The organism is Sphingosinicella sp. (assembly GCF_041916975.1).
Classification (GTDB): domain Bacteria; phylum Pseudomonadota; class Alphaproteobacteria; order Sphingomonadales; family Sphingomonadaceae; genus Sphingosinicella.
The window spans coordinates 620,162-636,455 of the sequence record NZ_JAYRYK010000001.1; the positions used below are offsets into that span (position 1 = coordinate 620,162).

At 65.6% G+C, this 16,294-nt stretch carries 13 protein-coding genes; 5 read left to right on the forward strand and 8 right to left on the reverse strand.

The genetic code is table 11. From position 1 onward, the window contains the following. Positions 1-228: 228 nt before the first annotated feature. Genes secF through yajC form a run of 3 tightly spaced genes read right to left on the reverse strand, consistent with a single transcriptional unit; the run spans position 229 to position 3,148 of the window. Positions 229-1,179, reverse strand: a complete 951-nt coding sequence (gene secF / locus ACE3TJ_RS02935) for a protein translocase subunit SecF (RefSeq protein ID WP_374593678.1) — start codon at positions 1,177-1,179, stop codon at positions 229-231. 12 nt (positions 1,180-1,191) lie between these two features. After that, on the reverse strand, positions 1,192-2,784 hold the full coding sequence (gene secD / locus ACE3TJ_RS02940) for a protein translocase subunit SecD (protein ID WP_374593680.1): 1,593 nt from the start codon (positions 2,782-2,784) through the stop codon (positions 1,192-1,194). A gap of 16 nt (positions 2,785-2,800) precedes the next feature. Then, positions 2,801-3,148, reverse strand: a complete 348-nt coding sequence (gene yajC / locus ACE3TJ_RS02945) for a preprotein translocase subunit YajC (RefSeq protein ID WP_374593682.1) — start codon at positions 3,146-3,148, stop codon at positions 2,801-2,803. A 72-nt stretch (positions 3,149-3,220) separates the two neighbouring features. Between yajC and ACE3TJ_RS02950 the strand changes: the two genes are divergently transcribed. From ACE3TJ_RS02950 to ACE3TJ_RS02970, 5 genes are all read left to right on the forward strand, one after another. Further along, complete coding sequence (locus tag ACE3TJ_RS02950) at positions 3,221-4,063, forward strand: ATP-binding protein (protein WP_374593685.1); 843 nt, start codon at positions 3,221-3,223, stop codon at positions 4,061-4,063. Next, a complete protein-coding gene (locus tag ACE3TJ_RS02955) occupies positions 4,012-5,778 on the forward strand; it encodes an SLC13 family permease (protein ID WP_374593687.1) in 1,767 nt (588 codons plus the stop codon). The genes ACE3TJ_RS02950 and ACE3TJ_RS02955 overlap by 52 nt, the downstream gene beginning before the upstream one ends. A 28-nt stretch (positions 5,779-5,806) precedes the next feature. Further along, positions 5,807-7,441 carry a DUF389 domain-containing protein gene (locus tag ACE3TJ_RS02960; RefSeq protein ID WP_374593689.1) on the forward strand — a complete coding sequence of 545 codons (1,635 nt, stop codon included), beginning with the start codon at positions 5,807-5,809 and terminating at the stop codon, positions 7,439-7,441. A 124-nt stretch (positions 7,442-7,565) separates the two neighbouring features. Further along, positions 7,566-8,615, forward strand: a complete 1,050-nt coding sequence (locus ACE3TJ_RS02965; RefSeq protein WP_374593691.1) for an efflux RND transporter periplasmic adaptor subunit — start codon at positions 7,566-7,568, stop codon at positions 8,613-8,615. Further along, complete coding sequence (locus ACE3TJ_RS02970) at positions 8,612-11,686, forward strand: efflux RND transporter permease subunit (protein WP_374593693.1); 3,075 nt, start codon at positions 8,612-8,614, stop codon at positions 11,684-11,686. The genes ACE3TJ_RS02965 and ACE3TJ_RS02970 overlap by 4 nt, the downstream gene beginning before the upstream one ends. On the opposite strand, the gene ACE3TJ_RS02975 is transcribed toward ACE3TJ_RS02970, so the two are convergent. From ACE3TJ_RS02975 to ACE3TJ_RS02995, 5 genes are all read right to left on the reverse strand, one after another. Then, positions 11,668-12,435: an ABC transporter permease gene (locus tag ACE3TJ_RS02975; protein ID WP_374593695.1), complete on the reverse strand. Its 768-nt coding sequence runs from the start codon at positions 12,433-12,435 to the stop codon at positions 11,668-11,670. The two genes, ACE3TJ_RS02970 and ACE3TJ_RS02975, sit on opposite strands and share 19 nt — an antisense overlap. After that, a complete protein-coding gene (locus ACE3TJ_RS02980) occupies positions 12,432-13,367 on the reverse strand; it encodes an ABC transporter ATP-binding protein (RefSeq protein ID WP_374593697.1) in 936 nt (311 codons plus the stop codon). The genes ACE3TJ_RS02975 and ACE3TJ_RS02980 overlap by 4 nt, the downstream gene beginning before the upstream one ends. A gap of 45 nt (positions 13,368-13,412) precedes the next feature. Continuing rightward, positions 13,413-14,162 carry an FkbM family methyltransferase gene (locus ACE3TJ_RS02985; protein WP_374593699.1) on the reverse strand — a complete coding sequence of 250 codons (750 nt, stop codon included), beginning with the start codon at positions 14,160-14,162 and terminating at the stop codon, positions 13,413-13,415. A gap of 71 nt (positions 14,163-14,233) precedes the next feature. Then, complete coding sequence (locus ACE3TJ_RS02990) at positions 14,234-15,604, reverse strand: M20/M25/M40 family metallo-hydrolase (protein ID WP_374593701.1); 1,371 nt, start codon at positions 15,602-15,604, stop codon at positions 14,234-14,236. A gap of 44 nt (positions 15,605-15,648) precedes the next feature. Beyond that, a complete protein-coding gene (locus ACE3TJ_RS02995; RefSeq protein ID WP_374593703.1) occupies positions 15,649-16,275 on the reverse strand; it encodes a TetR family transcriptional regulator C-terminal domain-containing protein in 627 nt (208 codons plus the stop codon). Positions 16,276-16,294: the final 19 nt, after the last annotated feature.

The window sequence follows — 16,294 nt, forward strand, 5'->3', positions numbered from 1 at the left end:
TCCGTGTTCGTCCGGCAGGGAGCGTGGTGCGGCGCGTAGCAGAGCTACGCGCAAGCCGCGCGACGCCGTCCGGCGGGCGCGGCAACGCAACCGCGAAGCGGCGGGCGGAAATGGGCGCATGGGGGCGTCGCTCGTCGATCACGATGCTTCTGCATCGCTCCCTCCTCGCTCCTACCCATGCACCCATTTCCGCTCCGTCACGACGCCTCAAACTGAACAGGACAGGCTCTAACGGCTGCCGACCTTCTCGGCAGTTCCAGTGTCGGCAGGCGCGAACGTGTGCGGCCCGACGCCGAGCGAGATCAGCAGCGAGGACGACACGAAGATCGACGAGTAGGTGCCGATCACGATGCCGAGCAGCATCGCCGCCGTGAAGCCGAACAGCACGTCGCCGCCGAGCAGCAGCAGCGAACCGAGCGCGAGGATCAGCGCCATCGTCGTCGCAACCGTGCGCGAAAGCGTTTCGTTGACCGAGAGGTCGATCAGCGAGCCGATCTCCATCTGCCGGTACTTCCTCAGATTCTCGCGGATGCGGTCGTCGACGACCACCTTGTCGTTCAGCGAATAGCCGATGATCGTCAGCACCGCCGCGACGATGTTGAGATCGAATTCAAGCTGCGTCAGCGCGAAGAAGCCAAGCGTCACCGTTACGTCGTGGACGAGCGCGACGATCGTCGAGACGCCGAAATGCCATTCGAAGCGGAACCACGTGAACAGCGCGATGGCCCCCATCGAAAGCACGATCGCGATGATGCCGTCGCGGATCAGTTCGTCGGAAACCTTGCCGCTCACCGTTTCGACGCGCCGGAAGGTCGCGTCCTTGTGGTTCTCGCTGATCGCGGACTGCACTTCCTGCACGACCTTCTGCACCGCCGCGTCATCGCCGGGGGGCAGCGGCAGGCGCACCAGCACCGTGTCCGGCCCGCCGAAGTTCTGCAGCGCCGAGGAGCCGACGCCGAGGCTGTCCACGGTATTGCGAAGCTCGTCGAGCTTCACGGGCTCCTCGAATTTCACCTCCATCATCAGACCGCCGACGAAATCGACACCGAGGTTGAGCCCGCGCGTCGCGAGCAGCGCGATCGAGCTCAGCGTCAGCACCACCGTGATGGCGAACGCCACCCAGCGCATCCGCACGAAGCCGATGTTGGTGTTGTCCGGAACGAGTTTCAGGAGCCGCATGGATGGGTCCGATCAGATGGTGATGGTCGTTGGCCGCTTGCGATGCAGCCAATTGGAGATGAACAGCCGCGTGATGGTCACGGCGGTGAACACCGATGTGACGATGCCGATGGTGAGCACCACGGCGAAGCCCTTGATCGGGCCGGAGCCGAACGCGAACATCACGGCGGCCACGATCAGGTTCATCGTGTTCGCGTCCCAGATCGTGCGGCTGGCTTCCTTGAAGCCGGTTTCCACCGCTGCCCTCACGTTCCTGCCCTTGCGGCGTTCCTCGCGGATGCGCTCGTTGATGAGCACGTTGGCGTCGACCGCCGCGCCGATGGTTAGCACCATGCCCGCGACGCCGGGGAGCGTCATCGTCGCGCCGGTCAGCGACATGACCGCGAGGATCAGGATCACGTTCAGCACCAGCGCGATGTTGGCATAGACGCCGAACCGCCCATAGGTGACGAGCATGAACACGCCCACCGCGAGCACCGCGACCAGCGATGCGATCGCGCCGGCACGAATCGAGTCGGCGCCGAGGTCGGGACCGACGGTGCGCTCTTCGACGACCTTCAGCTCCACGGGCAGTTTGCCCGAGCGCAGCAGGATCGCCAGCTCGTTCGAGCTCTCCGCGTTGAAACTGCCGGAAATGACCCCCGAGCCACCAAGAATCGGCTCGTTGATGTTGGGCGCGCTGATCACGCGGTTGTCGAGCACGATGGCGAACGGCTTGCCGACGTTCTCCTGCGTGGTGCGCGCGAAACGCCGCCCGCCCGCACTGTCGAAGCGGAAACTCACCACCCACTGGCCCTGCTGCAGCGTCTGCTGCGCGTCCATCAGCTGATCGCCGGTGATGATCGCGCGGCGCTTCACAGCGATCGGCTGGCCGGTATCCGCCATCTGCAGGATCTGGCTGCCCGCGGGCGCACGGCCCGCCGCGACGTCCGCCGGGTCGGCCGTGATGTCGACAAGCTTGAATTCAAGCTGCGCGGTCTTGCCGAGAAGCTGTTTCAGCGCCGAAGGGTCCTGAAGCCCCGGCACCTGCACGACGATGCGCTCTTTGCCCTGCCGGATGATCGTCGGTTCGCGCGTGCCGAGTTCGTCGATGCGGCGGCGGATCACCTCCACCGCCTGCGTCATCGCGCTTTCCATCGCCTGCGTGCGGCCGGCTGACGTCTGCGTCAGCACGATGCGGTTGCCGTCCGTCACCTCGACGTTGAAGCTGCGCTGCCCGGTCACGCCGATCGGCATGGAAAGATTGCGCAGCAGGTCCACCGCGCGGTCGACATCGTCGACATTGCGCACGAGGAAGCTGACGCGTCCGCCACGATTGCTGACATCGCCCACCGCGATCGCACCGCCTTCGGCGCGACGCAGCTCGGAAAGCGCGTCTTCCTCCATCTTGTCGATGTTGGCGCGCGCAAGACCCTCGGCATTCGCCTCGAGAAGAATGTGGCTCCCGCCCCGGAGGTCGAGGCCGAGGTTCATCTGCTTCTTGGGTGCCCAGCTCGGCCAGGCCTGAACCTGCTCTTCGGGAAAGGCGTTGGGGATCGCGAAGATCACGCCCGCAACGAGCACGGCGATGATCGACCAGATCTTCACCTTGGAGAATTCAAGCATGGCGCGGGGTCAACCTTCAGGCAGCCGTGTCGTTGGCAGGCTTGCCGGCACCGGCGGCGCGAACCTCGGAAAGCGTCGACTTCACAACGCGAACCTTTGTGGATGCGGCCAGTTCGACCTCGACCTCGTCGTCGGTCACCTTCGCGACCTTGCCGATCAGGCCGCCGGCGGTCACCACCGTATCACCCTTTTTCACCGCCGCGATCATCTCGCGGTGCTGCTTGAGGCGCCGCTGTTGCGGACGGATCAGCAGGAAGTAGAAGATCGGGATGATGAGCAGGAACGGCATGATGGCATTGAGGAAAGCCGCGCCGCCTCCCGGCGCTGCCCCCGCGGCTTGCGCATAGGCTGGAGAAATGAGCATTGAGACCCTTGCTTTCGAACGCGTGTGGCTGCGATTTGGCGCGCGACTATACAAATGCAAGAGCGAGACGCAATGAAAACGCCCGAATCTCCTGAAATCAGCCTTTTTGCGCGTATCGCCGATGCGCTGGAGCGGCTCGCCCCCGCGCCGCCCGCCATCGAAGATGCGCCCGACGCACCCGCCTACGCCTGGGATCACGGCGCGCTGCGGCCGGTCGCGACGCTCCGCGCGCAGCCGCTGGACCGCTATGTCGGCATCGATGCGCAGCGCGAGGCCCTGCTCCGCAACACCGAGCGGCTGGCGAAGCGCCTGCCCGCGCACGACATCCTCCTCTGGGGTTCGCGCGGCATGGGCAAGTCGAGCCTCGTGAAGTCCGCCGTCGCGCATCTGCAGGCGGCGGGCGAGGCCATCGCGCTCGTCGAGATCGAGCGCGACGACATCGCCGACGTCTCGCTGCTGCTACGCCGGCTCGCGAAGTTCGATCGCGCTTTCGTGCTGTTCTGCGACGATCTCAGCTTCGATACGGACGAGCGTCAATATCGCCGCCTGCGCTCGGTGCTCGAAGGCGGCATCGAGGCGCGGCCGGACAATTGCCGCTTCTACGTCACCTCGAACCGCCGCCACATCGTGCCGCGCGAAATGCGCGAGAACGAACTCGCGAACAGCATCAACGCCCGCGATGTGCTCGATGACCGCCTCGCCCTTGCCGACCGCTTCGGCCTCTCGCTGGGCTTCCACGCCTGCGACCAGACGACGTACCTCGCGATGGTCGAGGCCTACGGCCGCGCCTACGGCCTCGATATCGATCCGCAGGCCGCCGTCACATGGGCAACGGGACGCGGCGGACGTTCGGGCCGTGTCGCATGGCAGTATGTGCAGGAGGTCGCCGGCGCTGCCGGCGTTCGCCTCTCCTGAACCTGCCCTTCGATCCCGCGATCGTCAGCTCGACGATCCTCGCCCTCTCGCTGGTGCTGTTCATCAGCGAGAAGGTACGTCACGACCTCGTCGCCGTCATCGCGCTGCTCGCGGCGCTGGTGTTCGGCGTCGTCAGCCCGAAAGAGGCGCTGGCAGGCTTTTCCGACCCCGCGGTGATCGCCGTGGCCGCGGTGCTCATCGTCGGTCGTGCGGTCGAGCTGAGCGGTGTAGCTGCCGCGTTCACGCGCCGGGTCATCCCTGGCCAGGCGCCGTTTCCTGTCCGGCTCATCATCGTGATGGTGGTCGGCGCCGTGCTGTCGGCGTTCATGAACAACATCGCCGCGCTCGTCATCACGATGCCGATCGCCACGCAGGTCGCCATCGATTCCCGGCGTTCCCCGTCCGCAGCACTGATGCCGCTCGCGTTCGCGACGATTCTCGGGGGCATGACGACGCTGATCGGAACGCCGGCAAACCTCATCCTGTCCTCGATCCGGCAGAACGCGCTCGGCGATCCTTTCAGCTTTTTCCAGATGACGCCGGTGGCAAGCTGCGTGGCGGCGGCGGGGCTGCTTTACATGGCGGTGATCGGCTGGCGGCTGCTCCCCGATGCCCGCGCGCCTGTCCGCGCGTTCGCCAATCCGTGGCGTATCTTCGAGCTCGATGTTCCCGTTGAAACGGACGATGCGGAACTCCGCGCAGCACTGCGCAAAGCCGGCAGCCGTCTCCTTGCGAGTTTCGAGAGCATTTCGCAGGCGATCGGCGGCGATCGGCGCCGCGTGCTCGTGCTCAGCCGCAAGGATCCGTGGGAGCTGTCCGACGCGACCGGCACCTATCCGACCGTTACCCGCAATCCCGCCCCTGATGCGACGACTGTGCGCGCTGCGGTAGCGCACGGATCGTTTCTGATCGGCCAGAGGTACGAAGCGGTCACATGGCGAAGCGGCCAACAGCTCCGCGTCGTCGCGGCGGGCCCGCGCGCTGCGCACGAGCGATTGCCGCTTTCGGAAATGGAGATACAGCCGGGCGATCAGCTCTTCATTCATGGCCCGGCGGATCAACTCGGCGCGTTCACAGCGAACGCCCGTCTTCTGGAGATCGGACGGCTGGATACGCCTCCCGTAGAGCCAAGCCGCGCCGCCGCCATCGTCGCCATATTCGCCGCGGCCATCGTCGGCATCGTGGCGTTTGACGTGTCCCCCGCGATCGCGTTCTTCGGCGCGGCCGCAATCCTGGCGGCGACGCGCCTCATTCCGACGTCGGAAGTGTACCGGTCGATCGATTGGCCGGTGGTCGTCCTGCTCGCGGCGATGATCCCGGTCGGCCAGAGCCTTGAATCGACAGGCGCAGTGAACATCCTGTCGGAATGGCTGAGCGCGCAGCTCGGCGACGCGAGCGTATTCATGACCTTCGTGGCAATCGGCGCTGCAACGCTGCTTCTCTCCGCGCTGCTCAACAACGTGGCGACCGCGATCATCATGGGGCCGCTCGCGATCCAGATGTCGGAGTATATGGGATTCGCGCCCGATGCGGGTCTCATCATGGTGCTGATCGGCGCCTCGTCGGACTTCCTCACGCCCATCGGACATCAGAACAACTTGCTCGTCATGGGTCCGGGCGGCTATCGCTTCTCGGACTATGCGCGAATGGGGGTGGGCGTTTCGGTCATCGTCATCGGTGTTGCGGCATGGCTGTTGAGTAGAGGATTTGGATAGCAAGACGCGCACGGGCATGAAGGCCCGGATGGATAGAACGCTTCACCACGCAGCGACTTTGTGGCGCCGCCAGCGCGCCTATTGGCGGCGTTTCGTGGTCCGCTCGGTCAATCACGCGGAGGTCGCCGCGAAGCTGGATGGCGAGGCGCACTGGTCCGCCCGCTTCGGTTTCATGCTCATCATGTCGGCAGGCATCGCCGTGCTCGGCCTTCTGCTTTCGTCGCCGGCTGTGGTGATCGGCGCCATGCTGATCTCACCGCTCATGGGTCCGATCATGGCGCTCGGCTTCAGCCTTGCGCGCTTCAACCTCGCCGAAGCAAAGCTCGCGCTGACAACGCTTGGAATCGGCGTCGCGGCGGCCGTCCTTTTCTGCGCGGCGGTCGTCTATCTCTCCCCGCTGCAGGCGGTCACGCCCGAAATCCTTGCACGGACGCGGCCGAACTTCTTCGATCTTCTGGTGGCGATCTTTTCCGCACTCGCCGGCGCTTACGCCGTCATCCGTGGACGCGGCGAAACGATCGTCGGCGTTGCCATCGCTACCGCGCTGATGCCGCCGCTCGCCGTTGTCGGCTATGGCCTCGCGACACTGAACGGCACCGTGTTCTTCGGCGCGCTCGGCCTGTTCATGACGAATCTCCTCGCGATCGCGTTGAGCGCGGCCGTGATGGCGAAGATGTACGGCTTCGGTACGGCCATGTCGGACAGGTCCACGCGCATTCAGACGATCGGCGTCCTCGCGATCTTCACGGTGCTGTCGGCGCCGCTGCTGTTCTCGCTGCACCAGATCGCTTGGGAAGCCCTCGCCAGCCGCCTCACCCGCGAGGCGATCGGCGCCTATTTCGGTCCCGACGCGCGCGTTTCGCAGCTTGAGATGGACTTTTCCGCCGAGCCGATCATTGCGCGCGCGACGGTCCAGACCCCGCAGCGGCGCTACGATGCCGACCAGCAGATCAGCGCCCGTCTCCGCGCTCGGCTCGACGAGCCGGTGGCGATCAACCTGGCGCAGGTGTTGGTCGACAGCGATGCAACGCTGAAGGAGCGCGAACAGCGCGAACTCGAAGCCGCGAAGCGCGCGCAGGGCGAATCGCTGCGCAAGGCGACGGAGGCCGACGCGCAGCAGGTCGCCGCTGAACTGGCGATCCTCGGCGCCCAGTCTTCCTCGTCCGTGAATGTCGATCTCGCGCGCCGCTTCGCTTCCATGACTGCGGAGGCGATGCCGGGGATTCGCCTTCCGGCTTGGCGCGCGCTCGAAACCCGCGTCGCCGTCCGTCATCCGGGCTGGACGGTGATGGTGGTTCCGCCGGTCGGCCAGCTCCCGCTCATTCCGTTCGATGAAGACGCTGCCACGCTGTCGCCGAAAGGCGTCGAGGCCGTGGTCGATGCCGCATGGGCGCTGAAGCGCTGGGGGATCACCACCGTCCTCGTCAACGGCCGCGTCGCAAGCGGAGAGGCCGACAGCGGCGACGCGCGCGACAAGCTTGCAGAAGATCGCGCGGCCGCCGTCGCCGTCGCCCTCGGGGAACGCGGCATCAAGGTCGCTTCGCGCAGCGCCACCTCGGGCACGATCCAGAACGCGGCCGAGGATGAGTACGGCCGCAGCGCGCTCAGAAGCGTCGAACTCGTTCCCGATACGCTGGCCGAACCGCCAAGCGCTGCACGCTAGTAATCTATCTTCCGCAACACATTGATGCAGAAGCGTATCGTTTAAGATTTTTAGAGGCTATCTTCCTTTAGAATCACCAGTCCAGTATTGCGTCTGAGTGCGACTCGGAAGTGGATCAGCCGCTATGAATTCCGTTCGGCCCTTCGCAGCGGCCTTCTTCCTTGCTCTCGCCGCATGTTCGGCTGGCGATGAGGCGGCGAAGCCATCCGAAGCCGCGCCCGTGCCGATCCGCGTGGCCGAAGCCCGCCCCGTGGAAAGCGCTGACACCTTCCGCGCCGTCGGAACCGTACGGCTGCGCCGCGAGATCGATCTCGGCTTCACGACACCGGGGCGCATCGCCGCCATCGCGGTGGAGGAAGGCGACCGCGTACGGAAAGGCCAGCTCCTCGCCGCGCTCGACACGACGACCGTAGGTGCGGACCTTGCCGCCGCTGCCGCCGAACGCACCCGCGCACAGGCCGATCTCACCCGCGCCCGCGACCTCTTCGCGAAAGGCTGGCTGACCCGCGCCCGGCTCGACAGCGCCGAAGCCGCCTATCGCGCCGCCGCCGCCGCAACCACGTCCGCGCAGTTCGCCGCCAGCACCGCCCGCATCACGGCACCTGCGGACGGGCACATCCTCCGCCGCTCTGCAGAGGTGAATCAGGTCGTGAACGCCGGAACGCCGGTGATCAGCTTCGGCGACAATCGCGACGGCTTCGTGCTGCGCGTCCCCATCACCGATGTGCAGGCCGCGGGCATCATCCGCACCGGCAGCATTCCCATCGATATCGCGGCACTCGGCCCCGCCCCCCGCGCCGCGCGCATCATCGAGGTTGCCGGCCGTGCCGACGATCGCACCGGCACCTTCGCGGTCGAACTCGCGCTGCCGCCAGACCCCGCACTGCGTTCCGGCCAAATCGGCCACGCGATGCTCTCCATGCGCGGCGGCGGCCCGGAAACGATGCTCGTGCCGAGCAGCGCCGTGTTCGCGGCGCGCGCCGGGGAAGCGTTCGTCTATGTGCTCGATGCGGACGGAAAGCGCGTAAAGCCTCGCCGCATCGTCACGGGCGCCATGAATGACCGGGGCGTCGCGGTTCTCGCAGGGCTCAAGGCCGGGGAACGCATCGCCGTCACGGGGATCAGCCAGCTTACCGACGGCAGCCGCGTCACCCCGACCGTTTCCGGCACATGAACCTCGCCGGCTTCGCCGTCAGCCGCTGGCAGCTGACGCTCGTTCTCTTCACGCTGCTCGCCGCGCTCGGCATCTACGCCTTCCTGAATATCCCGCGCGCCGTCGATCCGCACCTGCCGATCCCCGTTGTGCTCGTCGTCGCCTCGCAGCCCGGCGCCGACGCGCAGGACATGGAAGAAACGGTCGCAAAGCCGATCGAGGAAGTGATCAAGGGCCTCGACGGCATCGTCGACGTCGACTCCACCTCGAAGGACGGCGCCTCGGTCATCACCGCCGAGTTCGAATGGGGCGGCGACCCTGAGCAGCATTTCGACGAGGTCGTGCGCGAGATCGGCGCCATCCGCGATCGCCTGCCCTCCGGCCTCGCCAGCCTCCAGTACCTCAAGGTCCGCACCAGCGACGCCGCCGTCGTCCAGCTCGCACTCGTCAGCGATTCCGCCTCGTGGCGGCGCATGGAGAAGTATGCGACCGACCTGTCCGAGCGTCTCTCGCGCGTCGACGGCATCCGCTCCACCGAAATTTACGGCCTCCCGAACCCCGAGGTCCGCATCGCCATCGATGGCGGACGCCTCGCCGAGCTCCGCATTCCGCCCTCGTCGCTCGTCACCGCGCTTCAGAGCGGCGGCGTCGATCTGCCCGCGGGGGCCGTCCATTCGGGCGAGCACCGCCTGAACGTCGACGCCGGCGGCGCCTATCGCGGCCTTGCCGAGATTCGCGCAGTGCCGGTCCGCGCCGAGGACGGAACACTGGTCCGCGTCGGCGACGTCGCCGAAGTGAACTGGTCCACCGCCGAACACACGCACATCACGCGCTTCAACGGCAAGCGCGCCGTGTTCGTCACCGCGATGCAGAAGGAAAATGGCAACGTCCTCGGCATCCGCAAGGAGATCGAGACCGCGCTCGCGCAAGCGCGCAGCCAGCTTCCGCCCGACATCAAGCTCGAGCTCGGCTTCGATCAGTCGCGCGATATCCGCAATCGGCTCGATACGCTGGCACGCGATTTCGGCATCGCGCTCGGCCTCGTCCTCATCACGCTGCTACCGCTCGGCCCGCGCGCCTCGCTGATCGTAATGATCTCGATCCCGCTCAGCCTCGCGACCGGCGTTCTCCTGTTGCACGTGTTTGGCTTTTCGCTGAACCAGCTTTCCGTGTCGGGCTTCATCCTCGCGCTCGGGCTCATCGTGGACGATTCGATCGTAGTGACGGAGAACATCTCCCGCCACCTGCGCATGGGCGCGGAGCGCACCGCCGCCGCGCTTTCCGGTACCAAGGAAATCACCGCCGCCGTGTTCGGCTCCACGGGCGTGTTGCTGTTCGCCTTCCTGCCGCTGGTGTTCCTCCCCGGCGGCGCGGGCGAATTCACGCGCTCGCTACCGCTTGCCGTCATCTACACGGTGGGAGCCTCGCTCGTCGTCTCGCTCACCATCATCCCGTTTCTCGCCAGCCGCGTTCTGCGCCGCGACGATGATCCTGAAGGCAACCCGATCCTGAAGGCGCTCACCCGCGGCATCCACCGGCTTTACGGTCCCGTCCTGCATTACGCGCTCGAAAAGCCGCACCGCACGCTCGCGATTTCGATGGCGCTGTGCATCGGTGCGCTCGGCCTCATCCCGGTCGCGGGATGGCAGCTCTTCCCGGCGTCGGACGCGCCCTATTTCATGGTGGAGGTCGAAACCCCCGAAGGAACGAGCGTCGCCCAGACCGATCGCGTCGTGCGCCGCGTCGCGGACGAAGTGGCGAAGGAAGCCAGCGTCGCCGTGTTCATGGAAAACAGCGGCGCGGGCAATCCGCAGGTCTACTACAATGTACGTTCACTCACCGAGGAATCGCGCAAGGGCGCGGTGTTTGTCGTGATGAACGAATGGACCGCGGGAGAGAGCGACGCGATGCTTGATCGCCTGCGCGGCAAGTTCAGCATCGATCCCGACGCCCGCATCACCGTCCGCAAGTTCGAGAACGGCCCGCCGATCGACGCGCCCATCGCCATCCGCATCAGCGGCCCGGACAATGGCGTCCTGAAGATGATCGCCGGCGAAGTCGCGAAGATCATCCGCGCAACGCCCGGCACGCGCGATATCGACAATCCCCTCGCGGTCGACCGCGTCGACCTCGACCTCGGTCTGGATGCGGACAAAGCGGCGCTTCTCGGCGTGCCGCCGGGCGAGCCCCGGCGCGCGCTGCGTCTCGCCATCGCGGGCGAGCGCGCCGCGAGCTTCCGCGATGATGAAGGCGATACCTATCCCGTCGTCGTGCGGCTTCCCATGGAAGAGCGGCAGCCCGTTTCCGCGCTGCAATCCGTCTACGTCACCACCAGCGCCGGCAGCGCGATCCCGCTCGCGGAGGTCGCCAATCCGTATCTGAAGAGCGTGCCGCCGCGCATCGATCGCTACCAGCTCGAACGCAACATCACCGTCACCGCGTGGACGCAGGCCGGCTATCTCACGTCCCGCGTCAACAAGGATGTCGTCGAGCGCCTGCAAAGCCTCACGCTGCCGCAGGGCTATGCACTCGGCATCGGCGGCGAGGCGGAAGCGAGCGCACAGAGCTTCGATGGTATCGGCAGCATCCTGCTCCTCGCCGTGTTCAGTATCATGGCCGTTCTCGTCGCCGAATTCGGCCGCTTCCGCGAGGTCGCCGTGGTCGCGGGCGTCATTCCGCTCGGCATGTTCGGCGGCATCATCGCGCTGCTGATCACCGGCTATCCGATGAGCTACATGGGCATCATCGGCTTCGTCGCGCTCATCGGCATCGAGATCAAGAACTCGATCCTGCTCGTCGATTTCACGTCGCAGCTTCGTGCGCGCGGTGTCGGTCTGCGCGAGGCGATCGAGCAGGCAGGCGAGATTCGCTTCCTGCCCGTGCTGCTCACCTCTGTCACGGCGATCGGCGGCCTGATGCCGCTCGCGCTCGGCGGCTCGGCGCTCTATTCGCCGCTGGCGTGGGTGATCATCGGCGGCCTCATCTCCTCGACGCTGCTCAGCCGCATCGTCACGCCGGTCATGTACCTGCTGCTGGCGCGTCCGCGCAGACGGCGGCGGCGCAGGCCCTTCGCTCAGCTCTTCAGCCGGTAGCCCGTCCGGAAGATCCACCAGACGATCGCGAGACACAGCGTCAGGAAGCCGAACATTGCCGCCAGGCTGAGTTCGACGCTCACATCGCCCTTGCCGAAGAAGCTCCAGCGGAACCCGCTCATCAGGTAGACGATCGGGTTGAACAGCGTCGCCGTGCGCCACGCGGCGGGTAGCATGTCGATCGAATAAAAGGCGCCGCCAAGGAACGTCAGCGGCATCACCACGAGCAGCGGAATGATCTGCAGCTGCTCGAAGCTCTTTGCCCAGATGCCGATGATGAAGCCGAACAGGCAGAACGTCACTGCAAGCAGCACCATGAACAGCAGCATCCACAGCGGATGCACGATATCGATGTCGACGAACAGGTTCGCAGTCGCGAGGATCACGATACCCAGGATCACCGATTTCGTCGCCGCCGCGCCCACATAGGCGATCACTGTTTCGAACGCCGAGATCGGCGCGGAGAGCAGCTCGTAGATCGTCCCCGACCACTTCGGCATGTAGATGCCGAAAGAGGCGTTGGAGATGCTTTCGGTCAGCATCGTCAGCAGCATCAGCCCCGGCACGATGAAGGCGCCGTAAGGCACGGTGCCCACCTCCTGCATCCGCGAGCCGATCGCCGAGCCGAACACGATGAAGTAAAGCGTCGTCGTGATCACAGGCGTGATGAGGCTCGTCCAGACCGTGCGCCGAAAGCGTGCCAGCTCGAACTTGTAGATCGCCCAGACGGCATGACGGTTGAAGATCATGGCCGCGCCTCCTGCCGCTGCGTCACAAGGCCGACGAAAATATCCTCCAGCGAACTCTGTTCGGTATTCAGATCCTTGAAGCCGAGCCCAATGTCGCTCATCCGCCGCAGCAGGGAGGGCACGCCCGTGCGCTCGGCATTGGCGTCGAATTCATACTCAATCTCGTTGCCGTCCGCCTTCAGCTTCAGGCTCCACTCGCCCAGCTCCGGCGGGAGCGCGGCGAGCGGCTCTGTAAGGTTCAGCGTCAGCGTCTTGCGGCCGAGCTTTTTCATCAGCGCGGCCTTGTCCTCCACGAGGATCAGCTCGCCCTTGTTGATCACGCCCACGCGGTCGGCCATCTCCTCGGCCTCTTCGATGTAGTGCGTGGTGAGGATGATGGTGACGCCGCGCTCGCGAAGCCCGCGCACGAGGTTCCACATGTCGCGCCGCAGCTCCACGTCGACGCCCGCCGTCGGCTCGTCGAGGAACAGGATTTCCGGCTCGTGGCTGAGCGCCTTCGCGATCATCACGCGCCGCTTCATGCCGCCCGAAAGCTCCATGATCTTCGAATTGCGCTTTTCCCAAAGCGACAGGTCTTTCAGGATCCGCTCGATCAGCGCCGGGTCCGGCGCCCGTCCGAACATGCCCCGGCTCAGGCTCACCGTCGCCCATACGGTCTCGAAGGCATCGGTATGCAGCTCCTGCGGCACCAGCCCGATCTTCATCCGCGCCGCGCGATAGTCGCGCTTGATATCGTGCCCGTCCGCGATCACCGTGCCGGTTGTCGGGTTCACGATCCCGCAGACGATCGAGATCAGCGTCGTCTTGCCCGCGCCGTTCGGCCCGAGCAGCGCAAAGATCTCGCCCTTGCGAATTACAAGATCGACCGACTTCAGCGCCGTGAAGCCGCCCGCATAGGTTTTGGAAAGGCCGGAAATGGAAAGCACTGACATCGGACGTGTTTAGACGGTTTTTCGCGAACGCAAAACCGTCCGTACTCAGGCGCCGAGGAGCGCCGACCCCTTCTGTATGAAAACCGCATCAATCGTCGAGAGGCGGCCGCTGCGCCCAAACTGAAGCATGTCCGTAATGTCGAACAGCTTGAACCCGTAACCGTCCAACGTCGAAATAAACGTCGCAAAATCGTATCCACCCTCATACCGCTCCGCCACCGAGACTTCGGCGATCAGGCACTGGATATCGGGAAACAGGCCGGTTGCCCCCGCCAGCACCTCCAACTCGAACCCTTCCGAGTCGACTTTCAGCAGGTACGGCTTCAGCCAGGCCGCACGGTCGAAAGAATCAAGGCGTTTGACCGGCACGGTCACCGCGCGCGTCTCGCGCGTCCAGCCACGGCGGGCAAACTCGTCGACCTGCCGGGCCGAAGGTTTCGACATCGTGGAACTGGTCGGGCGCCGGACGTTCAGGTTCAGCGTCATTTCGGATGCCTCGCGCCCCGCCGCCGCGAAATGCACCTCGCCTCTTCGGTGCGCCATCATCTGCGCAATCGGCTCGCGAAACCCTTCATTGGGTTCCACGAGCACGGTGTAGGCATCGGGGAACCCTTCCATCAGCCAGGGCGTGCCGTATCCCACGCCGACATCGATGATCGTTCCGGGATTGAGACCCTTGGGTGTCATGGCCCGAAAGAAGGCGGGCGCTTTCCGCAAGGGGTGCTGGACGTCCTTCAACTCGTACTCGCGCCGGCGCAGCGTGTCCGTGAAGGCCCGTTTCAGAAACGTCTTCATAGCAGTATGTCCAGACTTGCCCCAGTCTGGACAGTACCATCAGCGCGGTTGGCCGCAAAGCGGCGAGCGATCTACCTTGCCAGCGTTGCGATGAGCGTCCGGTAATGATCGAGCGCGGGACCGATCGCGTCGACCGGCACGCGCTCGTTGAGGCCGTGTGCATATTCGTCGTCCGGCTTCATGAACAGGCCGGAGACGCCGTAGCTCGGGATGCCGGACGCCCGGAAGAACAGGCTGTCGGTCGTGCCCGCCGACATGCTCGGGATGATCGAAAGCCCCTTCGCCCGTCCGTCCACCGCCTTGCGCAGCGCCGCGTCCAGCTCGGGCAGCAGCGGCGATGTGGAGCTTTGCGGGAACGGCTCCGGCAACGTCACCACGACCTTGTCGCCCGCCAGTTGCTGCAACCGCTCGCGAACCGCTTCCGGCGCCGTGCCGGGGAAGATGCGGCAGTTGATGTTGGCGACCGCGCGCTGCGGCAGCGCGTTTTCGGCGTGGCCGCCGCTCACCATCGTCGGCACGCAGGTCGTCCGCGTCGTCCCGATGTGCTCGGGGTACTTCGCGAGGATATCCGCCGCAGCGGTATCGTTCGGGTTGGCCGCGAAGCGCGCCATCGCCTCACCCGCCTCACCCGGCGTCCGCTTCGCCGACGCCGCGAAATAAGCCCGCGTCGTCTCGCTGGTTTCGGCCGGGAACGGCGCATCGGCGATCCGTTTCAGCGCGGCGCCCAGCATAAGGATCGCATTCTCGGCACGCGGCGCGCTCGAATGGCCGCCCGGGTCGGTCACGGTCAGCTTGTAGTCGGCGTAGGTCTTTTCCGCCGTCTGCATCGTGTAATAGAGCGGCTTGCCGTCGGCGCCCAGCGTTCCGCCGCCGCCATCGCCGTTCAGCACCATCGCCGCGTCCTTGTAGCGGGGCGCGATCGCCGCCACGGTCTTTTGCGCGGTTTCCTCGTCGCCGGTCAGGAACAGCACGATATCGCGGGACGGTTTGAAGCCTTCGCGCTTCAGGTTCATCAGCGTCTGCACCAGCATCACGACATCGAACTTGTTGTCGCTGATGCCGCGCCCGAACAGGTAGCCGCCGTCTTCGGCCATCACGAACGGGTCGCGTTCCCAATCCTCGCGCTTCGCCTCCACCACATCCATGTGCGCGTTGAGCACGATCGGCTTCTTCTTGCCCGTGCCCTTCCACGTCAGGATCAGCGAGGCGGTTTCGCCGAGCGGCTCGATGCTGATTTCACCGTCCTTGAAACCCGCGCTCTTCAGTTCGCCCGCCAGATAGGCCGCGTACACCGGCACCTGCCCACGCCCCGCGACGGTCGGAATAGCGATCGATTTGCCGAGCATCGCCTTGGCGCCATCGATCTGCGCCGGGGTTGCGGCGAAGGCCGGTGCGGCTGCCAGAAGCGCCGCGAGCATGAACGGAGTGCCGGTTTTCAACATTAAGGATTCTCCCACCTGTTTTACAGGTGTAAGAAATCGGCACGTCAGTCGGCAAGCACTTTCAGCGGGTCGCCGACCAGCGTGTTCAGCCACTTGTCGGCAATGCGCGACGCCTCCTCGGGCGTGAAGCTCGATGCGTCGAGGCAGATTTCCAGCCAGAGTCCGTCCACCAGCGCCGTCACGCCGACCGCCGTCAGCCGCACATCCACATGGCTTGCTTCCGGCCCCAGGATTTCCCTGACCATTCTCTCCACCGGCCGCCGGTGGCTTGCATAGTTTTCCGTGTGAAGCTCGCGGATACGCGGATCGCTCTTGATCAGGCTCCAGAAGGCGAGCCACGTCGCCAGAAGGTCCGGGTCCGCGATCGGCGGCTTGAAGCTTGCCATCACGAAGGCACGCAGCTGTTCGCGCGGGTCCGGCCCCGCCTTGTCAGCCGCCGCGATCATGTTCGCCACGAGCCGGTCGCCGACGTCGGCATAGGTTTCGGCGACAAGCTCGTCGATCCCCGCGAAATAGTGGCGCAGCAGTCCCGCCGAAACGCCCGCCTCCGCACAGATCACCCGCACGGAGGTGCCGCCGATACCGTAGCGGGCAAGGCAGCGCGCGGTCGCCTCGATCAGGCTTTGCCGCCTGAAATCGGGATCCAGCCGTTGAAACTGCGCGCGTGCCAACCTTACCCTCCCAAAGCTG

Bases quoted from the DNA above. Each gene is read 5' to 3' on its own strand.
- yajC (WP_374593682.1), bottom strand. From the start codon at position 3,148: ATGCTCATTTCTCCAGCCTATGCGCAAGCCGCGGGGGCAGCGCCGGGA.
- ACE3TJ_RS02970 (WP_374593693.1), top strand. From the start codon at position 8,612: ATGAACCTCGCCGGCTTCGCCGTCAGCCGCTGGCAGCTGACGCTCGTT.
- ACE3TJ_RS02965 (WP_374593691.1), top strand. From the start codon at position 7,566: ATGAATTCCGTTCGGCCCTTCGCAGCGGCCTTCTTCCTTGCTCTCGCC.
- secD (WP_374593680.1), bottom strand. From the start codon at position 2,784: ATGCTTGAATTCTCCAAGGTGAAGATCTGGTCGATCATCGCCGTGCTC.
- secF (WP_374593678.1), bottom strand. From the start codon at position 1,179: ATGCGGCTCCTGAAACTCGTTCCGGACAACACCAACATCGGCTTCGTG.
- ACE3TJ_RS02955 (WP_374593687.1), top strand. From the start codon at position 4,012: ATGGCAGTATGTGCAGGAGGTCGCCGGCGCTGCCGGCGTTCGCCTCTC.
- ACE3TJ_RS02990 (WP_374593701.1), bottom strand. From the start codon at position 15,604: ATGTTGAAAACCGGCACTCCGTTCATGCTCGCGGCGCTTCTGGCAGCC.
- ACE3TJ_RS02975 (WP_374593695.1), bottom strand. From the start codon at position 12,435: ATGATCTTCAACCGTCATGCCGTCTGGGCGATCTACAAGTTCGAGCTG.
- ACE3TJ_RS02960 (WP_374593689.1), top strand. From the start codon at position 5,807: ATGGATAGAACGCTTCACCACGCAGCGACTTTGTGGCGCCGCCAGCGC.
- ACE3TJ_RS02985 (WP_374593699.1), bottom strand. From the start codon at position 14,162: ATGAAGACGTTTCTGAAACGGGCCTTCACGGACACGCTGCGCCGGCGC.
- ACE3TJ_RS02980 (WP_374593697.1), bottom strand. From the start codon at position 13,367: ATGTCAGTGCTTTCCATTTCCGGCCTTTCCAAAACCTATGCGGGCGGC.
- ACE3TJ_RS02950 (WP_374593685.1), top strand. From the start codon at position 3,221: ATGAAAACGCCCGAATCTCCTGAAATCAGCCTTTTTGCGCGTATCGCC.